General features: G+C 55.7%; 12 protein-coding genes. 8 read left to right on the top strand and 4 right to left on the bottom strand.

The genetic code is table 11. The annotated features are described in order from the left end of the window. The first annotated feature begins 74 nt into the window (after positions 1-74). From mrcB to fhuB, 5 genes are all read left to right on the top strand, one after another. Entirely contained in the window at positions 75-2606 is a 2532-nt protein-coding gene (gene mrcB / locus C1N59_RS16375) for a bifunctional glycosyl transferase/transpeptidase (RefSeq protein WP_039338694.1), read from the top strand. A gap of 198 nt (positions 2607-2804) precedes the next feature. Continuing rightward, positions 2805-5006, top strand: a complete 2202-nt coding sequence (gene fhuA, locus C1N59_RS16370; RefSeq protein ID WP_394549883.1) for a ferrichrome porin FhuA — start codon at positions 2805-2807, stop codon at positions 5004-5006. A 39-nt stretch (positions 5007-5045) separates the two neighbouring features. Then, a complete protein-coding gene (gene fhuC, locus C1N59_RS16365) occupies positions 5046-5840 on the top strand; it encodes a Fe3+-hydroxamate ABC transporter ATP-binding protein FhuC (protein ID WP_033740296.1) in 795 nt (264 codons plus the stop codon). 10 nt (positions 5841-5850) lie between these two features. Next, on the top strand, positions 5851-6729 hold the full coding sequence (gene fhuD / locus C1N59_RS16360; RefSeq protein ID WP_039338689.1) for a Fe(3+)-hydroxamate ABC transporter substrate-binding protein FhuD: 879 nt from the start codon (positions 5851-5853) through the stop codon (positions 6727-6729). Then, positions 6729-8708 carry a Fe(3+)-hydroxamate ABC transporter permease FhuB gene (gene fhuB, locus C1N59_RS16355; RefSeq protein ID WP_394549882.1) on the top strand — a complete coding sequence of 660 codons (1980 nt, stop codon included), beginning with the start codon at positions 6729-6731 and terminating at the stop codon, positions 8706-8708. The genes fhuD and fhuB overlap by 1 nt, the downstream gene beginning before the upstream one ends. A 31-nt stretch (positions 8709-8739) precedes the next feature. On the opposite strand, the gene hemL is transcribed toward fhuB, so the two are convergent. Next, the gene (gene hemL / locus C1N59_RS16350) at positions 8740-10020 is read right to left on the bottom strand and encodes a glutamate-1-semialdehyde 2,1-aminomutase (RefSeq protein WP_033740299.1); all 1281 of its coding nucleotides are present in this window, start codon (positions 10018-10020) and stop codon (positions 8740-8742) included. Positions 10021-10220: 200 nt separating this feature from the next. On the opposite strand from hemL, the gene erpA reads away from it, so the two are divergent. Continuing rightward, positions 10221-10568, top strand: a complete 348-nt coding sequence (erpA, locus tag C1N59_RS16345) for an iron-sulfur cluster insertion protein ErpA (protein WP_006117744.1) — start codon at positions 10221-10223, stop codon at positions 10566-10568. A gap of 29 nt (positions 10569-10597) precedes the next feature. On the opposite strand, the gene C1N59_RS16340 is transcribed toward erpA, so the two are convergent. The 3 genes from C1N59_RS16340 to mtnN all read right to left on the bottom strand — a co-directional run bounded on the left by C1N59_RS16340 (position 10598) and on the right by mtnN (position 12474). After that, entirely contained in the window at positions 10598-10849 is a 252-nt protein-coding gene (locus tag C1N59_RS16340; protein WP_110267836.1) for a hypothetical protein, read from the bottom strand. 121 nt (positions 10850-10970) lie between these two features. Further along, a complete protein-coding gene (gene btuF / locus C1N59_RS16335; RefSeq protein ID WP_394549881.1) occupies positions 10971-11783 on the bottom strand; it encodes a vitamin B12 ABC transporter substrate-binding protein BtuF in 813 nt (270 codons plus the stop codon). Continuing rightward, a complete protein-coding gene (mtnN, locus tag C1N59_RS16330; RefSeq protein WP_394549880.1) occupies positions 11776-12474 on the bottom strand; it encodes a 5'-methylthioadenosine/S-adenosylhomocysteine nucleosidase in 699 nt (232 codons plus the stop codon). Before mtnN ends, btuF begins: the two co-directional genes overlap by 8 nt. Before the next feature lie 92 nt (positions 12475-12566). On the opposite strand from mtnN, the gene dgt reads away from it, so the two are divergent. Beyond that, complete coding sequence (gene dgt / locus C1N59_RS16325; protein WP_006117749.1) at positions 12567-14057, top strand: dGTPase; 1491 nt, start codon at positions 12567-12569, stop codon at positions 14055-14057. Positions 14058-14190: 133 nt separating this feature from the next. Then, positions 14191-15639 (top strand): serine endoprotease DegP, encoded by a 1449-nt coding sequence (gene degP, locus C1N59_RS16320; RefSeq protein WP_033740303.1) that lies wholly within the window; start codon positions 14191-14193, stop codon positions 15637-15639. Positions 15640-15642: the final 3 nt, after the last annotated feature.

Here is a 15642-nt window from a genome sequence, read left to right as displayed (position 1 = left end):
TTCTGCCATGCGACAGTGAAGAAAGCAGTTAGAGTAGCGGCGCAGCCGTAAGCTATGCCTGGAGAATGAAACCAATGTCTGGGAACGATCGCGAACCTATTGGGCGCAAAGGAAAACCGTTGCCACCGCGCAACAGCGCCCGCCGTGGGCGGCGCAGAGACATCGATAGTGATGTCGCTCAGGACGATTTTGATGATGATTACGAGGAGGAAGCGCCGGTGCCACGTAAAGGTAAAGGTGGAAAACCGCCGCGCGGCAAACGCCGTTGGCTGGGATGGTTTATTAAGCTGTTCCTGGTATTTGTAGTGGTCATGGCCGCGTGGGGCGTATACCTCGATTCGGAAATTCGCAGCCGCATTGACGGTAAAGTGTGGCAACTGCCCGCTGCTGTCTACGGTCGTATGGTCAGCCTCGAACCTGGCATGGCCTACAATAAAAGCGAAATGATTGCCCTGCTGGAAGGCACGCAGTACCGCGAAGTCTCGCGCATTACGCGTCCGGGAGAATTCTCGGTCAAAGGCAACACCATTGAACTGCTGCGTCGCCCGTTTGATTTCCCGGACAGCAAAGAAGGGCAGATTCATGCCCGAATGACATTCAGCAAAGATGAGCTGAGTGAGATTAAGAACGTCGAAACCGGGCGTGATTTTGGTTTCTTCCGGCTTGATCCTCGTCTGATTACGATGCTGCAGTCACCTAATGGTGAACAGCGCTTGTTCGTTCCCCGTGCCGGTTTCCCTGATCTGTTGGTGGATACCTTAATCGCAACGGAAGATCGCCACTTTTATGAGCACGACGGCATCAGCCCGTACTCCATTGGCCGTGCCTTCCTGGCGAACATCACCGCCGGAAAAGCGGTGCAGGGCGGCAGTACGCTTACCCAGCAACTGGTCAAAAACCTGTTCCTGACTAATGAGCGTTCGCTGTGGCGTAAAGCCCGTGAAGCCTATATGGCCGTGATCATGGATGCCCGTTACAGCAAAGATCGTATTCTGGAGCTTTACCTGAACGAGGTGTATCTCGGTCAGGCAGGTAACGATCAGATCCGCGGTTTCCCTCTGGCCAGCCTCTACTATTTTGGCCGCCCGGTTGACGAGCTGAGTCTCGATCAGCAGGCGATGCTGGTGGGCATGGTGAAAGGGGCGTCGCTCTATAACCCATGGCGTAACCCGAAACTGGCCCTGGAACGACGTAATCTGGTGCTACGCCTGCTGCAGCAGCAGAAAGTGATCGATCAGGAACTGTACGACATGCTGTCGGCCCGTCCGTTGGGCGTGCAGCCGAAAGGCGGTGTGATTACGCCACAGCCTGCCTTTATGCAGATGGTGCGTAATGAGCTTCAGGCAAAACTGGGCGACAAAGTCAAAGATCTGTCGGGCGTGAAAATTTTCACCACCCTGGATCCGGTTTCTCAGGATGCGGCCGAAAAAGCCGTTGTAGACGGTATTCCCACCCTGAAAAAACAGCGCGGTCTGAAAGATCTGGAAACCGCAATGGTGGTCGTTGACCGCTTTACGGGTGAAGTTCGCGCGATGGTCGGTGGGGCCGATCCGCAGTTTGCCGGGTATAACCGCGCGTTGCAGGCGCGCCGATCCATCGGCTCGCTGGCGAAACCGGCCACCTATCTGACCGCGCTGAGTCAACCCAACACTTACCGCCTGAACAGCTGGATTGCGGATGAGCCTATTGCGCTGAAACAGCCGAATGGCAGCATCTGGAAACCCATGAACGACGACCGGCGGTTTAGTGGCAAAGTGATGCTGGTCGATGCGCTGACGAACTCCATGAACGTGCCAACGGTTAACCTGGGCATGACGCTGGGACTAAATGCGGTGGTGGACACCTGGACGAAGCTGGGTGTGCCTAAAGATCAGCTGAATCCGGTTCCGGCGATGTTACTGGGCGCACTCAACCTGACGCCTGTGGAAGTGGCTCAGGCCTTCCAGTCCATTGCCAGCGGCGGGAATCATGCAGAACTGTCAGCCGTGCGTTCGGTCATCGCGGAAGACGGTACCGTGCTGTACCAGAGCTTCCCGCAGGCGCAGCGCGTAGAACCGGCACAGGCGGCTTACTTAACGCTGTATACCATGCAACAGGTCGTCGATCGCGGTACCGCCCGGGCGCTGGGGGCACGTTTCCCGAATGCGCATCTGGCAGGGAAAACCGGCACCACGAACGATCTGGTCGACAGCTGGTTTGCCGGGATTGATGGTAAAGAAGTGGCGATCACCTGGGTTGGCCGTGATAACAACCAGCCGACCAAACTCTATGGTGCCAGCGGGGCGATGCAGATTTACCGCCGCTACCTGGACAATCAGGCTCCGATGCCGCTGCAGCTTACGCCGCCGGAAGATGTGACGATGATGAACATCGATACTGCGGGTAACTTTGTTTGCGGTTCAGGAAGCAGCACATGGCGCACGCTGCCTGTCTGGACGCTGGATCCAAATGCGCTCTGCCAGCAGCAGCAACAGCAGGTTCAGCAAATGCAGCAACAGCAGCAGATGCAGGACCAGCAACAACAGCAGTTACAGCAGCAGCAACAGCAGGAACAAAAAGACAGCAACGGCGTTGCCGGCTGGATAAAAGATATGTTCGGCAAATAACCCGTCAAACGCGGATGAAAAAGGCACTTCGGTGCCTTTTTTTATTCCACATCAAAACCCCTTGTTATCGCCCGTGACACGACGCCACGCCGGGGAATTCTGCTTGCAGAAATTGCGAGACTTCGCATATTATCCAATCGTTATAATAATCATTATCGTTTCGATTCGCTTAATCATCCCCATTTGAGAGACACCTTCATGACAGCGCGTTCTATCCCTTTTGCTTCTCCATCCGGCGTATTTACGCGTCGGCCTCTGGCTTTGATCATTGCCCTGGTGACCAGCGGCGCAAGCGTAATGGCTTACGCTGAACAAACGGTGGTGGTATCTGCAAATGGCGGTGGTGCGGTGGCGCAGGAAAACGCGTGGGGCCCGGCGGCCACCATCGCCGCAAAACACAGCGCCACCGGCACCAAAACGGACACGCCGATTGAAAAGAATCCGCAGTCGGTTTCTGTGGTGACGCGGGAAGAGATGGAGATGCGCAGCGTCACCAGCGTGAAGCAGGCCTTTAATTACACGCCGGGTGTGCTTACCGGTAACCGCGGCAGTTCAGGCGTCTATGATGCGTTGTCAATTCGCGGTTTTAGCGAAACCAACACCAACCAGTATCTCGATGGGTTGAAGCTGCAGGGCGACAACTACTCGGAATTCGCTATTGATCCCTATTTCCTGGAGCGGGCTGAGCTGCTGCGCGGGCCCGTGTCGGTGCTGTACGGTAAGAGCAACCCGGGCGGTGTGGTCGCGCTGGTCAGTAAACGTCCCACCCAGGAAACGCTGCGTGAAGTGCAGTTCCAGATGGGCAATCACAATCTTTACTCCACCGGCTTTGATTTTGGCGGTGCGATCGATGACGCAGGCGTTTACAGCTACCGTCTGACAGGCCTGGCGAGCAGCCAGGATGCCCAGCAGGCGAACAACAAGCAAAAGCGTTACACCATCGCGCCGTCCTTCAGCTGGCGACCAGACGAAAACACCCATCTGGATCTGCTGACCTACTTCCAGAATGAACCGGACACGGGTTATTACGGCTGGTTACCGCGTGAAGGCACGGTCGTGCCCATTACGCGCCCTGATGGCAGTCAGTACAAACTGCCGACCAGCTTTGATGAAGGGGAGAAGAGCAATCGCATCTCCCGTAACACCAAAATGGTCGGCTACAGCTTTGAACACCGTTTTGATGAGACCTGGACGGTACGCCAGAACCTGCGTTATGCCGAGTTAACGACGGATTACCGCAGCATTTATGGCAATGGATTTAACGCCGCCACCCAGGAAATCACGCGAGGTTATGCCACTTCAGACGAAAAATTGAATGAGTTCGCTGTCGATAACCAGGCACAGGCAAAATTTGCAACCGGTCAACTCGACCATACGCTTTTGCTTGGTGTGGATTATCAACGTATGCGTAATGATATCAACGCAGCGTTTGGTTCAGCATTTCCTTTGAATGCGGTTGCTCCTCAGTACGGTAATGATTCGCTTGACGGCACGCCTTTCCCCTATCGTTATCTGAACAAACAGGAACAAACCGGCCTTTACGCGCAGGATCAAATGGCGTGGGATCGTTGGGTGCTGACGTTAGGCAGCCGTTATGATTACGCGATGACATCTGCGTTAAATCGCGACACCAATACCGAAGTTAAAAATCATGATCAGGCCTTCACCTGGCGTGGCGGCGTAAACTACGTTTTCGATAACGGTATCGCGCCTTATTTCAGTTATAGCGAATCCTTTATCCCAACGGCCGGGACGACAGTGAGCGGGCAACCTTTCGACCCATCGCGCGCTAAGCAGTACGAAACGGGGGTGAAATATGTGCCGAAAGATCGTCCTGTCGTGGTTACGGCTGCGATTTATGAACTGACTAAGTCCAAAAATTTAACAGCCGATCCTGACCATACCCTTTTCAGCATCCAGAGCGGCGAAATCCGTTCTCGCGGTGTCGAACTGGAAGCCAAGGCGGCCCTCAATGCCAACGTCAACCTGACCGCGTCTTACACCTACACCGATGCTGAATATACGGAAGATACACAGCTCAAAGGCAAAACCCCGGTGCAGGTGCCTAAGCACATGGCCTCTCTGTGGAGCGACTATACCTTCCATGAAACGGCGCTGTCCGGCGTAACGGTGGGCGCGGGCGTCCGTTATGTGGGCGAAACACAGGGGTTATACAGTGCGGGTCCCGACGTGAACCAAAACTTCACCGTCGCGGGTTACACTACCGTCGATGCCGCGTTGAAATATGATTTAGGCCGTTTTGGTTTGCCTGGCTCAACGGTTGGCGTTAACGTTAACAACCTGTTTAACCGTGACTACGTTGCCAGTTGCTACCGTGAATACGCGTGCTACTGGGGCGCAGAGCGACAAATTGTCGGCACCGCCACGTTCCGGTTCTGATCGATGAGGGCGCTTCGGCGCCCGTTTACAGGGATAACCATGCAGCTTCCGCAGTACCAACAGACCGCCTTCCGACTGGATAACGCCAGCTTTCGCGTACCGGGCCGTACGCTCCTTCATCCCGTTTCTCTCGCTTTTACGCCAGGTAAAGTCACCGCGCTGATTGGGCACAATGGTTCAGGGAAATCCACGCTGTTAAAAATGCTGGGGCGGCATCACGCGGCCAGCGAAGGGCGGGTTCTGCTCAACGAACAGCCTGTAGATCGCTGGAGCAGCAAAGCGTTTGCCCGTGAGGTCGCTTATTTGCCGCAGCAGTTACCGGCTGCGGAAGGCATGACGGTACGTGAGTTGGTAGCCATTGGGCGTTATCCCTGGCATGGTGCGCTGGGGCGCTTTACGCAGGACGATCGCGAGCGGGTCGCGCAGGCAATCGCGCGGGTTGGACTAACGCCATTCGCCTCGCGGCTGGTCGACAGCCTCTCCGGTGGTGAGCGCCAGCGTGCATGGCTGGCAATGATGGTCGCTCAGAACAGCCGCTGCCTGTTGCTGGATGAACCTACCTCTGCGCTGGATATTGCCCACCAGGTGGATGTGCTGGCGCTGATTCAGACGCTGAGCCATGAACATGGCTTAACGGTCATTACCGTCTTACACGATATTAATATGGCGGCTCGCTATTGTGACCATCTGGTCGCCTTGCGCGGCGGCGAACTGATTGCAGAAGGTGGACCAGAACACATTATGCAGGCAGATGTGCTGCAGGCGATTTACGGTATCCCAATGGGCATCTTCCCCCATCCTGGCGGCGGCGCGCCGGTGAGTTTTGTGTGTTAAGGATACGATAATGCCGGATTTATATCGCCGTCGCCTGCTGATGGCAATGGCGTTGTCGCCTCTCATCCCGTCTTTCCCATCGCCTGCGGCACAGCCTGACAGCGACCGCGTTATTGCGCTGGAGTGGCTGCCCACCGAGTTACTCCTGGCGCTGGGCGTGAACCCGTTGGGTGTGGCGGACGTGCATAACTACAACGTCTGGGTCGGACAGCCGCCATTGCCTGCGGGCGTGGTGGATGTCGGCTTACGTACCGAGCCAAATCTTGAGCTGATGACTCAGATGCATCCCTCGCTGATTCTCTGCTCGAACGGTTACGGTCCACCGAAAGATAAGCTGCGGCGCATTGCGCCGATCATGGGGTTTGACCTGCACAATGGCGATGGCAAACCGCTGAGTCGCGCACGGGCCTCATTGCGGGCGCTGGCGGCCCGACTGGGACGGGAGGCGCAGGCTGAAGCGCATCTGCAACAGGTGGATGCGGAGATTGCGGCGGCGCGTCAGCGTCTGGCGCCGCACGCCGGTCGGGCCATTTTGCTGATGTCGCTACTCGACAGCCGCCACGCTATTACCTTCGGTAAAAACAGCTTATTCCTGGAAGTGATGGCGCTTTTGAATCTGAAAAATGCCTGGCAGGGCGAAACCAGTTTTTGGGGCAGCGCCGTGATTGGACTGGAACGGCTGGCCGTTTTCCATGACGTAGAGGCCATCTGCTTCGATCATGACAATGATGCCGTGATGCAGCAATTGTCGCGAAGTCCGTTATGGCAGTCCATGCCGTTTGTTCACAGCGGCCATTTCCAGCGCGTTCCGGCGGTGTGGTACTACGGTGCGACCTTGTCAGCCCTGCACTTTATTCGCGTGCTGGAACGTGCGCTGGAGAAATCGTAATGCGTCATCGTTTTTTCCCGTTAGCCGTGACAGGTACGCTGTTCTTCCTGGCGCTGGTGTTAACCGCGATCAATCTGCAACAGGCGCTGCCCACGAACCAGTGGTTGCAGGCGCTGTGGAGACCGGACAGCAGCAACATTGAGCAAATGGTCTTTCACTACAGCTTACTGCCGCGCTGGTCACTGGCGCTGCTGGTGGGGGCAGGGCTGGGGTTAGCCGGATTACTGTTTCAGCAGGTGTTGCGCAATCCGCTGGCCGAACCGGGCACGTTAGGCGTTTCATCCGGCGCGCAGTTAGGAATGACCGTCGCGACCTTATGGCACCTGCCGGGTGGGGCGCTGGCTCATCAGTTCGCCGCGTCGGGTGGCGCGCTGTTGGTCGGTGCGCTGGTGTTCAGCGTAGCCTGGCGCAAACGTCTGTCGCCCGTTACGCTGATTCTGGCAGGGCTGGTTCTCAGCCTGTACAGCGGCGCAGTGAACCAAATATTTGCCATCTTTAACCACGATCAACTGCAGAATATGTTTCTGTGGAGCACCGGCACGTTGAATCAGATGAGCTGGGACAGCGTTACCCAACTCTGGCCACGTCTGGTGCTGGCGCTGGTGCTGTCTCTGGCACTACTGAGACCGCTTACGCTGATGGGGCTGGACGATGGCGTCGCCAAAAATCTTGGGTTAGCGCTGTCTGCTACGCGGCTGGCCGTCCTGGTTCTGGCCATCTTGCTGAGCGCTCAGTTGGTGAGCGTAGCGGGGATCATTGGCTTTATTGGTTTATTTGCACCGCTGCTGGCAAGGCTGCTGGGTGGACGGCGGTTACTGAGCCGCATGCTGCTGGCACCTCTGATTGGTGCACTGCTACTCTGGCTGGCGGATGCCTGCGTACTCTGGCTCACGGCGCACTGGCGCGAGGTCTCCACCGGAACCGTGACGGCGCTGCTGGGCGTGCCCATTCTGTTGGCGCTGTTACCTCGCCTGCGAACCGGATCCGTTCCGCCTGCGCTGGATCAGGGGGACAACGTGCCGGTCGAGCGATACCGTTACGGGCGCTGGACGCTGGTGGGATTGCTGATGCTGGGCGGACTGACATGGCTTTGCCTTGCCTTTGGGCGTGATGCGCATGGCTGGATTTGGACGTCTGGCGACATGCTGCAACAGTTGTTACCCTGGCGCGCGCCGCGTGTGCTGGCGGCACTGGAGGTCGGCCTGATGCTCGGTGTGGCGGGCAGCCTGATCCAGCGCCTCACCGGTAATCCCATGGCCAGTCCTGAAGTGCTGGGCATCAGTTCCGGCGCGGCCTGCGGTGTGGTCGTGATGCTGTTCTTTGTTCCCGGCAACGCGCTGGCATTTCTGTTGCCGGCAGGTGCGCTGGGGGCGGCGATAACGCTGGCGGTTATTATGCTGGTCGCCAGTCGTGGTGGTTTCTCACCGGAACGTATGCTACTGGCGGGTATGGCACTCAACAGCGCCTTTGTCACCATTCTGATGCTGTTGATGGCAAGTGGCGATCCGCGCATGGCGGGGTTACTGACCTGGATATCCGGATCAACTTATAACATCAGTGCTACGCAGGCGCTGCAAAGTGCAGGCTTTGCGGCTGTTTTAGTGGCATTAGCGCCACTGGCCAGCCGCTGGTTAACCATTCTGCCACTTGGCAGCATGACCGCACGGTCTGTCGGTATGGCACTGACGGGTTCACGACTCGCCCTGTTGCTGTTAGCGGCGGCCTTAACGGCTTGTGCCACGCTGACGATTGGGCCGCTGAGCTTTGTCGGCTTAATGGCACCCCATATGGCCCGTATGTTGGGCTTTCGCCGCGCGCTGCCACAGGTGTTACTGTCTGGCGTGCTGGGGGCCGGGTTAATGGTGGCCGCAGACTGGTGCGGGCGCATGCTGGCCTTTCCCAGTCAGATTCCGGCGGGCCTGATGGCGACCTTTTTGGGCGCACCCTATTTTATCTGGCTACTGCGCCGTTCACGTTAAAAAAAAGACCGGCTCAGCCGGTCTTTTCTCATCAGAGCTTCGCGAAACAGCGCCGGGCCGCCTCGATGGTGTGCTGAATATCCTCATCAGTGTGTGCCAGCGACATAAACCCGGCCTCAAAGGCGGACGGCGCAAAATACACGCCTTCTTCGAGCATCAGGTGGAAGAAGCGCTTGAAGCGTTCCACGTCGCACTGTGTCACGTCCTGATAGCAGGTGACGCTGTCGGCATCGGTAAAAAACAGGCCAAACATGCCGCCAACCTGATTCACCACCACGGGAATATTTTCCTGTCTGGCTGCCTCAACCAGCCCCTGAGCCAGTTGTTCAGTCAGACGGTTCAGCCTGTCATGCATACCTGGCTGCGCAATCTGCGTCAGGCAGGCATAACCGGCGGCCATGGCTACGGGATTACCGGACAACGTACCGGCCTGGTAAACCGGCCCGGTCGGTGCCAGCGCGGACATGACCTCGCGACGGCCACCGAACGCACCCACTGGCATGCCACCGCCGATGATTTTGCCCAGGCAGGTGAGATCCGGCTTCACGTTATAGTGTGCCTGTGCGCCGCCCAGCGCCACACGGAAGCCTGTCATCACTTCATCAATAATCAGCAGCGCACCGAACTCATCGCACAGGGCACGCAGGCCCGGCAGGAAGTCAGGCTGCGGAGGGATACAGTTCATATTGCCGGCAACAGGCTCAACGATAATGGCTGCGACAGCCGCGGGATACTGTTCAAAGGCCGCACGAACAGAATCCAGATCGTTATAGGTGCAGGTCAGCGTATGCTTAGCAAAATCGGCGGGTACGCCCGGCGAGTTGGGTTGGCCCAGCGTCAGCGCACCTGAGCCGGCTTTCACCAGCAGGTGGTCGGCATGGCCGTGATAGCACCCTTCGAACTTGATGATTTTATCGCGTCCGGTAAACCCGCGCGCCAGACGAATCGCACTCATGGTCGCTTCGGTGCCGGAGTTGACCATGCGCACCATTTCCATACTCGGTACCAGGTCACATACCAGTTGCGCCATGGTGACTTCCATCTCGGTCGGCGCACCAAAGCTCAGGCCGCGCTGGGCTGCCTCAATCACAGCCTGACGAATGCCTTCGTTGTTATGTCCCAGTACCATTGGCCCCCATGAGCCAACATAGTCGATATAGGCTTTGCCATCGGCGTCATACAGACAGGCACCATCAGCATGCTCAATGAACAGCGGAACGCCGCCGACACCGGTAAACGCACGGACCGGCGAGTTCACACCGCCGGGGATCAGGCGTTGTGCTTCGGCGAACAGTTTTTCAGACTTACTCATTTTCGGCTCCAGCAGTTCATATAATTTCGGGCTATTCTACGGAAGAGGGGCGGCCGACGAAAGCCAGATATCCCTGCGTACGACTTCTCCGCGTCAATCCGGCACAGAGTGCGAAGCTGAGCGCTTGATTGCGGCGGGTCGCTGGCAGATAATAGCAACATTGAGGTCGTTTTCTGACCCGGACGTTTACGGAGTAACTCATGAGTGATGAAGTAGTAGCACTGCCGTTGCAGTTTACCGACGCAGCAGCCAACAAAGTGAAAAATCTGATTGCTGACGAAGATAACCCGGCGCTGAAGCTGCGTGTGTATATCACTGGTGGTGGTTGCAGCGGCTTTCAGTATGGTTTCACCTTCGACGATCAAATGAACGACGGTGATATGACCATTGAAAAGCAGGGCGTTTCGCTGGTGGTTGATCCAATGAGTCTGCAGTATCTGGTAGGCGGTTCGGTGGATTACACCGAAGGTCTGGAAGGGTCGCGCTTTATCGTAACCAACCCGAACGCCAAAACCACCTGCGGTTGCGGGTCTTCCTTCAGCATCTGATCATCAGGCCGCTCTCTCCGGGCGGCCTCTTACCATTCTATTGTCACCAGTCTGTCGTTCGTTGTGCGGCTTCCCTGACGCTTCAGCACCGTTTGCGTCACGCGCGGCTGTGCGCTGCTCTGGCGACCGCAGTCAACCTGTGGCGAAGACGGGCTTCGCACGCTGTTGACTTCGCAACGTGAATAGATAACAAGTCTGACATTGATAGAGCCGGTCGTGGATCCCGCGAACGCCTGCTGCGCGATCACAAGCCCTATGGCCATAAGCAGGGCTTTAGTCATAGTGAATTCCTGGTGTAGTCAAAAGCGCATCGCGCAGAAGGACGGCGGGCTTACATGGCACGCGTCTCTTAAATAACGTTAACGGCAGTGAAAATGATTACTTTAATCGGCAGGGCAATATTCAGTGGCCTGAAGATGCCTTTGGGGCAGGATGCAGTGCCTCACAGAGCTGCTCTGCGGCTAACAGGATACGCGGGCCCGGACGGCTGAGCCAGTCCTCGTTAATGGCAATGATGCGTACGTTGAGCTGTGGCCGCCAGAACTGCGCAAGCGTTTCAGCCTGTTGCGAACCGCCCGTTGTCACAATGACCTGAGGGTGGCGCATCAGGACCTGCTCCCGGCTCACCTGAGGCCAGCTCACCGGACTTGCGGCAAAAATATTTTGCCCTCCACACAGGCCGATAATGTCATTTTGCAGCGTCGCTTTAGCCGCCGTATACATGGGGGAAAGACCAAACTGCACAAAAACGCGTACGGGGGGTTGCGGACGGTAGCGTTGGCGCAAGGCTGCGACCTGCTGGCGTAGTTGCGTAGCGGCCTGTGTAGCACGCTGGGGGGACGGGCTCCATCGGGCTAATCCAGCCAGCGAATGAATCATGTCATCCAGTGTCGAGGTGGCGACCCATTCCACATGAATCCCTGAGTGCACTAACTGCGCCACCTGACGGGATGAGATGCCGCCGGGCCATGCCAGCACAACATCGGGCTTAAGCTGTAAAATGCGCTCAAGGTTCATCCCCTGCCAGGTCGCGACCTGCTCAATCTTTTGTGCTTCAGCGGGATAACCCGACCAGGCACTGACCGCAACCGGCGTGATGCCGGCGGCAAAAGCCAGTTCAGTCAGGTGAGGAGCCAGGGTGATGACGCGGGGCGGTGCAGCAGGCAGGCTGCTGCAAAACAGCAGCAGCCAGCAAAACAGCAGGGATTTAGCCATGTGCCAGGCGGGCCAGCAGATTTTCCACCATCAGGGAGGACTGCTTAGCGGCAACGCTCAGGAACTCATCGAAACTCAGGTGCGATTCCTGATCGGCCACATCGGAGATCGCGCGGACGACCACAAACGGCACGTTAAACTGGTGGCAGACATGGCCGATAGCGGTGGCTTCCATCTCAACGGCGATCGCCTGTGGGAACGTGGCGCGAATGCGGGCCAGAGGGGCTGCGCCATTGATAAACGCGTCACCGCTGACCACCAGGCCGCGAACCGCGTTGAGATTCAACTGCTGAATACAGGCTTCTGCGGCGGCGATCAGCTTACTGTCTGCGGTAAAGGCCGCGGGGCAGCCCGCCATCTGGCCCGGTTCATAACCAAAGGCTGTGACATCGGCATCGTGATAGCGCACTTCATCGGACACCACAATATCGCCTACTTTTAACGAAGAGGATAAGCCGCCCGCTGAGCCGGTGTTAATCACCAAATCGGGTTTGCACAATTGCAGTAACAATGTGGTGCCCATAGCGGCCGAGGTCTTACCAATGCCGGATTTCAGCAACGCAACGTCCACACCATTCAGTGTGCCAGTGTAAATTTCACAACCAGCCAGAGACAGGGTCTGGCGATTTTCAATTTTGTCTCGCAGCAGGGTAACTTCCTGCTCCATTGCGCCAATGATGCCTGCTTTCATTTTACGTCTCGCTAATGTAATGGATGTCAATATCAGGCATAGTCTATCATGGCAGTGACGGGATTATTTCACGAAAAAATAAGGGGACAGCTATGGCGACGATCAATTTCAGGAAGAAGATCAGCTTCACTCGCCCTTATAGCAACCGTAAAGATCCACAGGGGGAATATTTTATTACCCGCCATTTCGAAAGCGATCGTGGGCGGATCATTAATTCAGCGGCAATTCGTCGACTGCAACAAAAAACCCAGGTATTCCCGCTTGAGCGCAACGCCGCCGTACGTTCCCGTCTGACGCATTCGCTTGAAGTGCAACAAACCGGCCGGTATATCAGCAAAGAAATTCTGCAGACGCTAAAGATGCAGGGTGGACTGGCAAAATATGGTCTGGATGACATGGAAGGGGCGTTCGAAAGCCTCGTCGAAATGGCCTGCCTGTTACATGATGTAGGTAACCCACCGTTTGGGCATTTTGGCGAAGCCGCCATTAATGACTGGTTTGAAGATAACCTGCCCGCTGAACTGGTCGATCCGCTGGTTGCGGGTGTTGAAAACGAGGCGCAGCGCGCGGACTTTGATCGCATGAACGCCATGATTCGTCAGGATTTGTGCCACTTCGAAGGGAATGCTCAGGCTATTCGCATGGTGCATTCGCTGCTGCAACTCAACCTGAGCTATTCTCAGGTAGCCTGCATCCTGAAATACACCGCGCCCGCCTGGTGGCAGGGGGAAAAACCGGCTCAGTTTAGCGTATTAATGAAAAAGCCGGGCTTCTATTTATCTGAGCGGGAATATATCGATGAGCTTCGCACTGCCACAAATTTGACGGAACACCATCGCTTTCCGCTGACCTATATCATGGAAGCCGCTGACGACATCTCCTATTGTATTGCCGATTTAGACGATGCCGTTGAAAAAGCCATATTTAACGTGGACAGTCTGTATGAATATCTCAGCAAGGCCTGGGGGACAATAAATAATAACGATGCCTTCAGTCGTACAGTGGGAGAAGCGTGGCGCGAAGCGGGCAGTAAAAAACGCCGTAGCCGTAGCGATCAGTTTTTTATGTCGCTGCGGGTCAATGTTCAGAATGTTTTGGTCACCTACGCGGTGAAACGTTTTATTGATAATCTGCCTGCCATATTCGAGGGGCACTTCAACCATGCTTTATTAGAAGACGAAGGTGAAGAGGGCCGTTTATTACAGATTTTTAAAACCGTGGCGCGCCAGCAGGTGTTTAATCATTCCGAAGTTGAGCAACTGGAACTGCAGGGTTATCGGGTAATTAAGGGCTTGCTGGAAATATATCAGCCGCTGATGTCGCTCAATTATGAAGCGTTTACCACACTGATAAATGAAGACTTTTTACGCCATCATCCCATAGAGACCCGACTGTTCCATAAACTGTCTGGCAAACACCGAAAAGCCTATTTGTATAAAATGCGTACATTGGTTGTTGAACATAAATATGAGCGCTTGTTATGGGAACGTTATTATCGTTTTCGCCTGATTCAGGATTACATTAGTGGCATGACGGATCTCTATGCCTGGGATGAGTATCGTCGCTTAATGGCGGTGGAATAACCCGAGAATTGTAAAGAGCGCGAATAAATTTTTACTTTTGCCTAAAACTTTTAGAGGAACTTCGCGCTAAAACATTTATCTCAACATTCGACCACAGCAATGGTCAGTATATCCATCATTGTGAGATACCAAAATGAAAAAAACCTCGTTAATGTTAAGCGCCCTGGCGCTTAGTCTTGGCATGGCACTGACCCCTGTGAGTGCTTTCGCTGCGGAAACGTCCTCTTCCGTGTCATCCACCAACAGCCAGCAGTTGCCGAGCCTTGCGCCAATGCTGGAAAAGGTTATGCCTTCAGTCGTGAGTATCAGCGTTGAAGGAAGTACGACGGTCAAAACGCCACGGATGCCGCAGCAGTTTCAGCAATTTTTTGGCGATAATTCGCCTTTCTGCCAGGACGGTTCGCCGTTCATGGGCTCACCGCTTTGCCAGGGCGGTGACGGTGGCGGTGCCCCTGCCGCGCCAGATACGCAGCAGCAAAAATTTAGAGCGCTGGGCTCTGGTGTCATCATTAACGCTGAAAAAGGCTATGTGGTCACCAATAACCATGTGGTAAACGACGCGACGAAAATTCAGGTAAAACTGAGCGATGGTCGCAGTTACGATGCCAAAGTGATTGGTAAAGATCCCAGCTCGGATATCGCATTAATTCAGCTGGAAGGTGCTAAAAATCTTACCGCGATTAAGATGGCCGACTCTGACAATTTACGGGTGGGCGATTACGCCGTGGCGATTGGTAACCCGTATGGTCTGGGTGAAACCGTTACGTCTGGTATCGTGTCCGCGCTGGGACGCAGTGGCCTGAATGTTGAAAACTATGAGAACTTTATTCAAACCGATGCGGCCATCAACCGGGGTAACTCGGGTGGCGCTCTGGTAAATCTCAACGGCGAGCTGATTGGCATCAACACCGCTATCCTGGCACCGGACGGCGGCAATATTGGTATTGGCTTCGCCATCCCGAGCAACATGGTGAAAAACCTGACGGCACAAATGGTGGAATACGGCCAGGTTAAACGCGGCGAGCTGGGCATTATGGGGACCGAGCTTAACTCTGAGCTGGCGAAGGCGATGAAAGTCGATGCGCAACGCGGTGCATTCGTCAGTCAGGTCGTACCGAACTCTGCGGCGGCGAAGGGCGGTATTAAAGCGGGTGACGTCATTGTGTCGATGAACGGTAAGCCGTTAACCAGCTTTGCTTCACTGCGTGCCGAAGTCGGCTCGTTGCCGGTAGGAACCACGCTGAAACTTGGCATACTGCGTGATGGTAAACCGCTGGATGTGACGGTTCAGCTGCAGCAGAGCACGCAGGACAAGGTGCAGTCCGCCACCATTTACACCGGTATTGAAGGCGCGGATCTGAGCAATAATTCAGGTAAAGAGAAAGGCGTTCGGGTTGACAGCGTGAAAGCGGGCAGCGCGGCGGCCAGAATTGGCCTGAAAAAAGGCGACCTGATTCTTGGCGTCAACCAGCAGGCCGTCAGCAATCTGGGCGAACTGCGTAAAATCCTCGATACCAAACCACCGGTACTGGCGTTGAACGTGCAGCGCGGAGACAGTTCACTGTATCTGCTGGCGCAGTAATCA

The sequence above is a fragment of the Pantoea sp. SGAir0183 genome, assembly GCF_043545505.1.
The sequence above is the reverse complement of the archived record's forward strand: the minus strand, read 5'-3'. Positions and strand labels throughout refer to the sequence as shown.

Coding starts and splice junctions, on each gene's coding strand:
- mrcB (WP_039338694.1), top strand. CDS start 75: ATGTCTGGGAACGATCGCGAACCTATTGGGCGCAAAGGAAAACCGTTG.
- fhuA (WP_394549883.1), top strand. CDS start 2,805: ATGACAGCGCGTTCTATCCCTTTTGCTTCTCCATCCGGCGTATTTACG.
- fhuC (WP_033740296.1), top strand. CDS start 5,046: ATGCAGCTTCCGCAGTACCAACAGACCGCCTTCCGACTGGATAACGCC.
- fhuD (WP_039338689.1), top strand. CDS start 5,851: ATGCCGGATTTATATCGCCGTCGCCTGCTGATGGCAATGGCGTTGTCG.
- fhuB (WP_394549882.1), top strand. CDS start 6,729: ATGCGTCATCGTTTTTTCCCGTTAGCCGTGACAGGTACGCTGTTCTTC.
- hemL (WP_033740299.1), bottom strand. CDS start 10,020: ATGAGTAAGTCTGAAAAACTGTTCGCCGAAGCACAACGCCTGATCCCC.
- erpA (WP_006117744.1), top strand. CDS start 10,221: ATGAGTGATGAAGTAGTAGCACTGCCGTTGCAGTTTACCGACGCAGCA.
- C1N59_RS16340 (WP_110267836.1), bottom strand. CDS start 10,849: ATGACTAAAGCCCTGCTTATGGCCATAGGGCTTGTGATCGCGCAGCAG.
- btuF (WP_394549881.1), bottom strand. CDS start 11,783: ATGGCTAAATCCCTGCTGTTTTGCTGGCTGCTGCTGTTTTGCAGCAGC.
- mtnN (WP_394549880.1), bottom strand. CDS start 12,474: ATGAAAGCAGGCATCATTGGCGCAATGGAGCAGGAAGTTACCCTGCTG.
- dgt (WP_006117749.1), top strand. CDS start 12,567: ATGGCGACGATCAATTTCAGGAAGAAGATCAGCTTCACTCGCCCTTAT.
- degP (WP_033740303.1), top strand. CDS start 14,191: ATGAAAAAAACCTCGTTAATGTTAAGCGCCCTGGCGCTTAGTCTTGGC.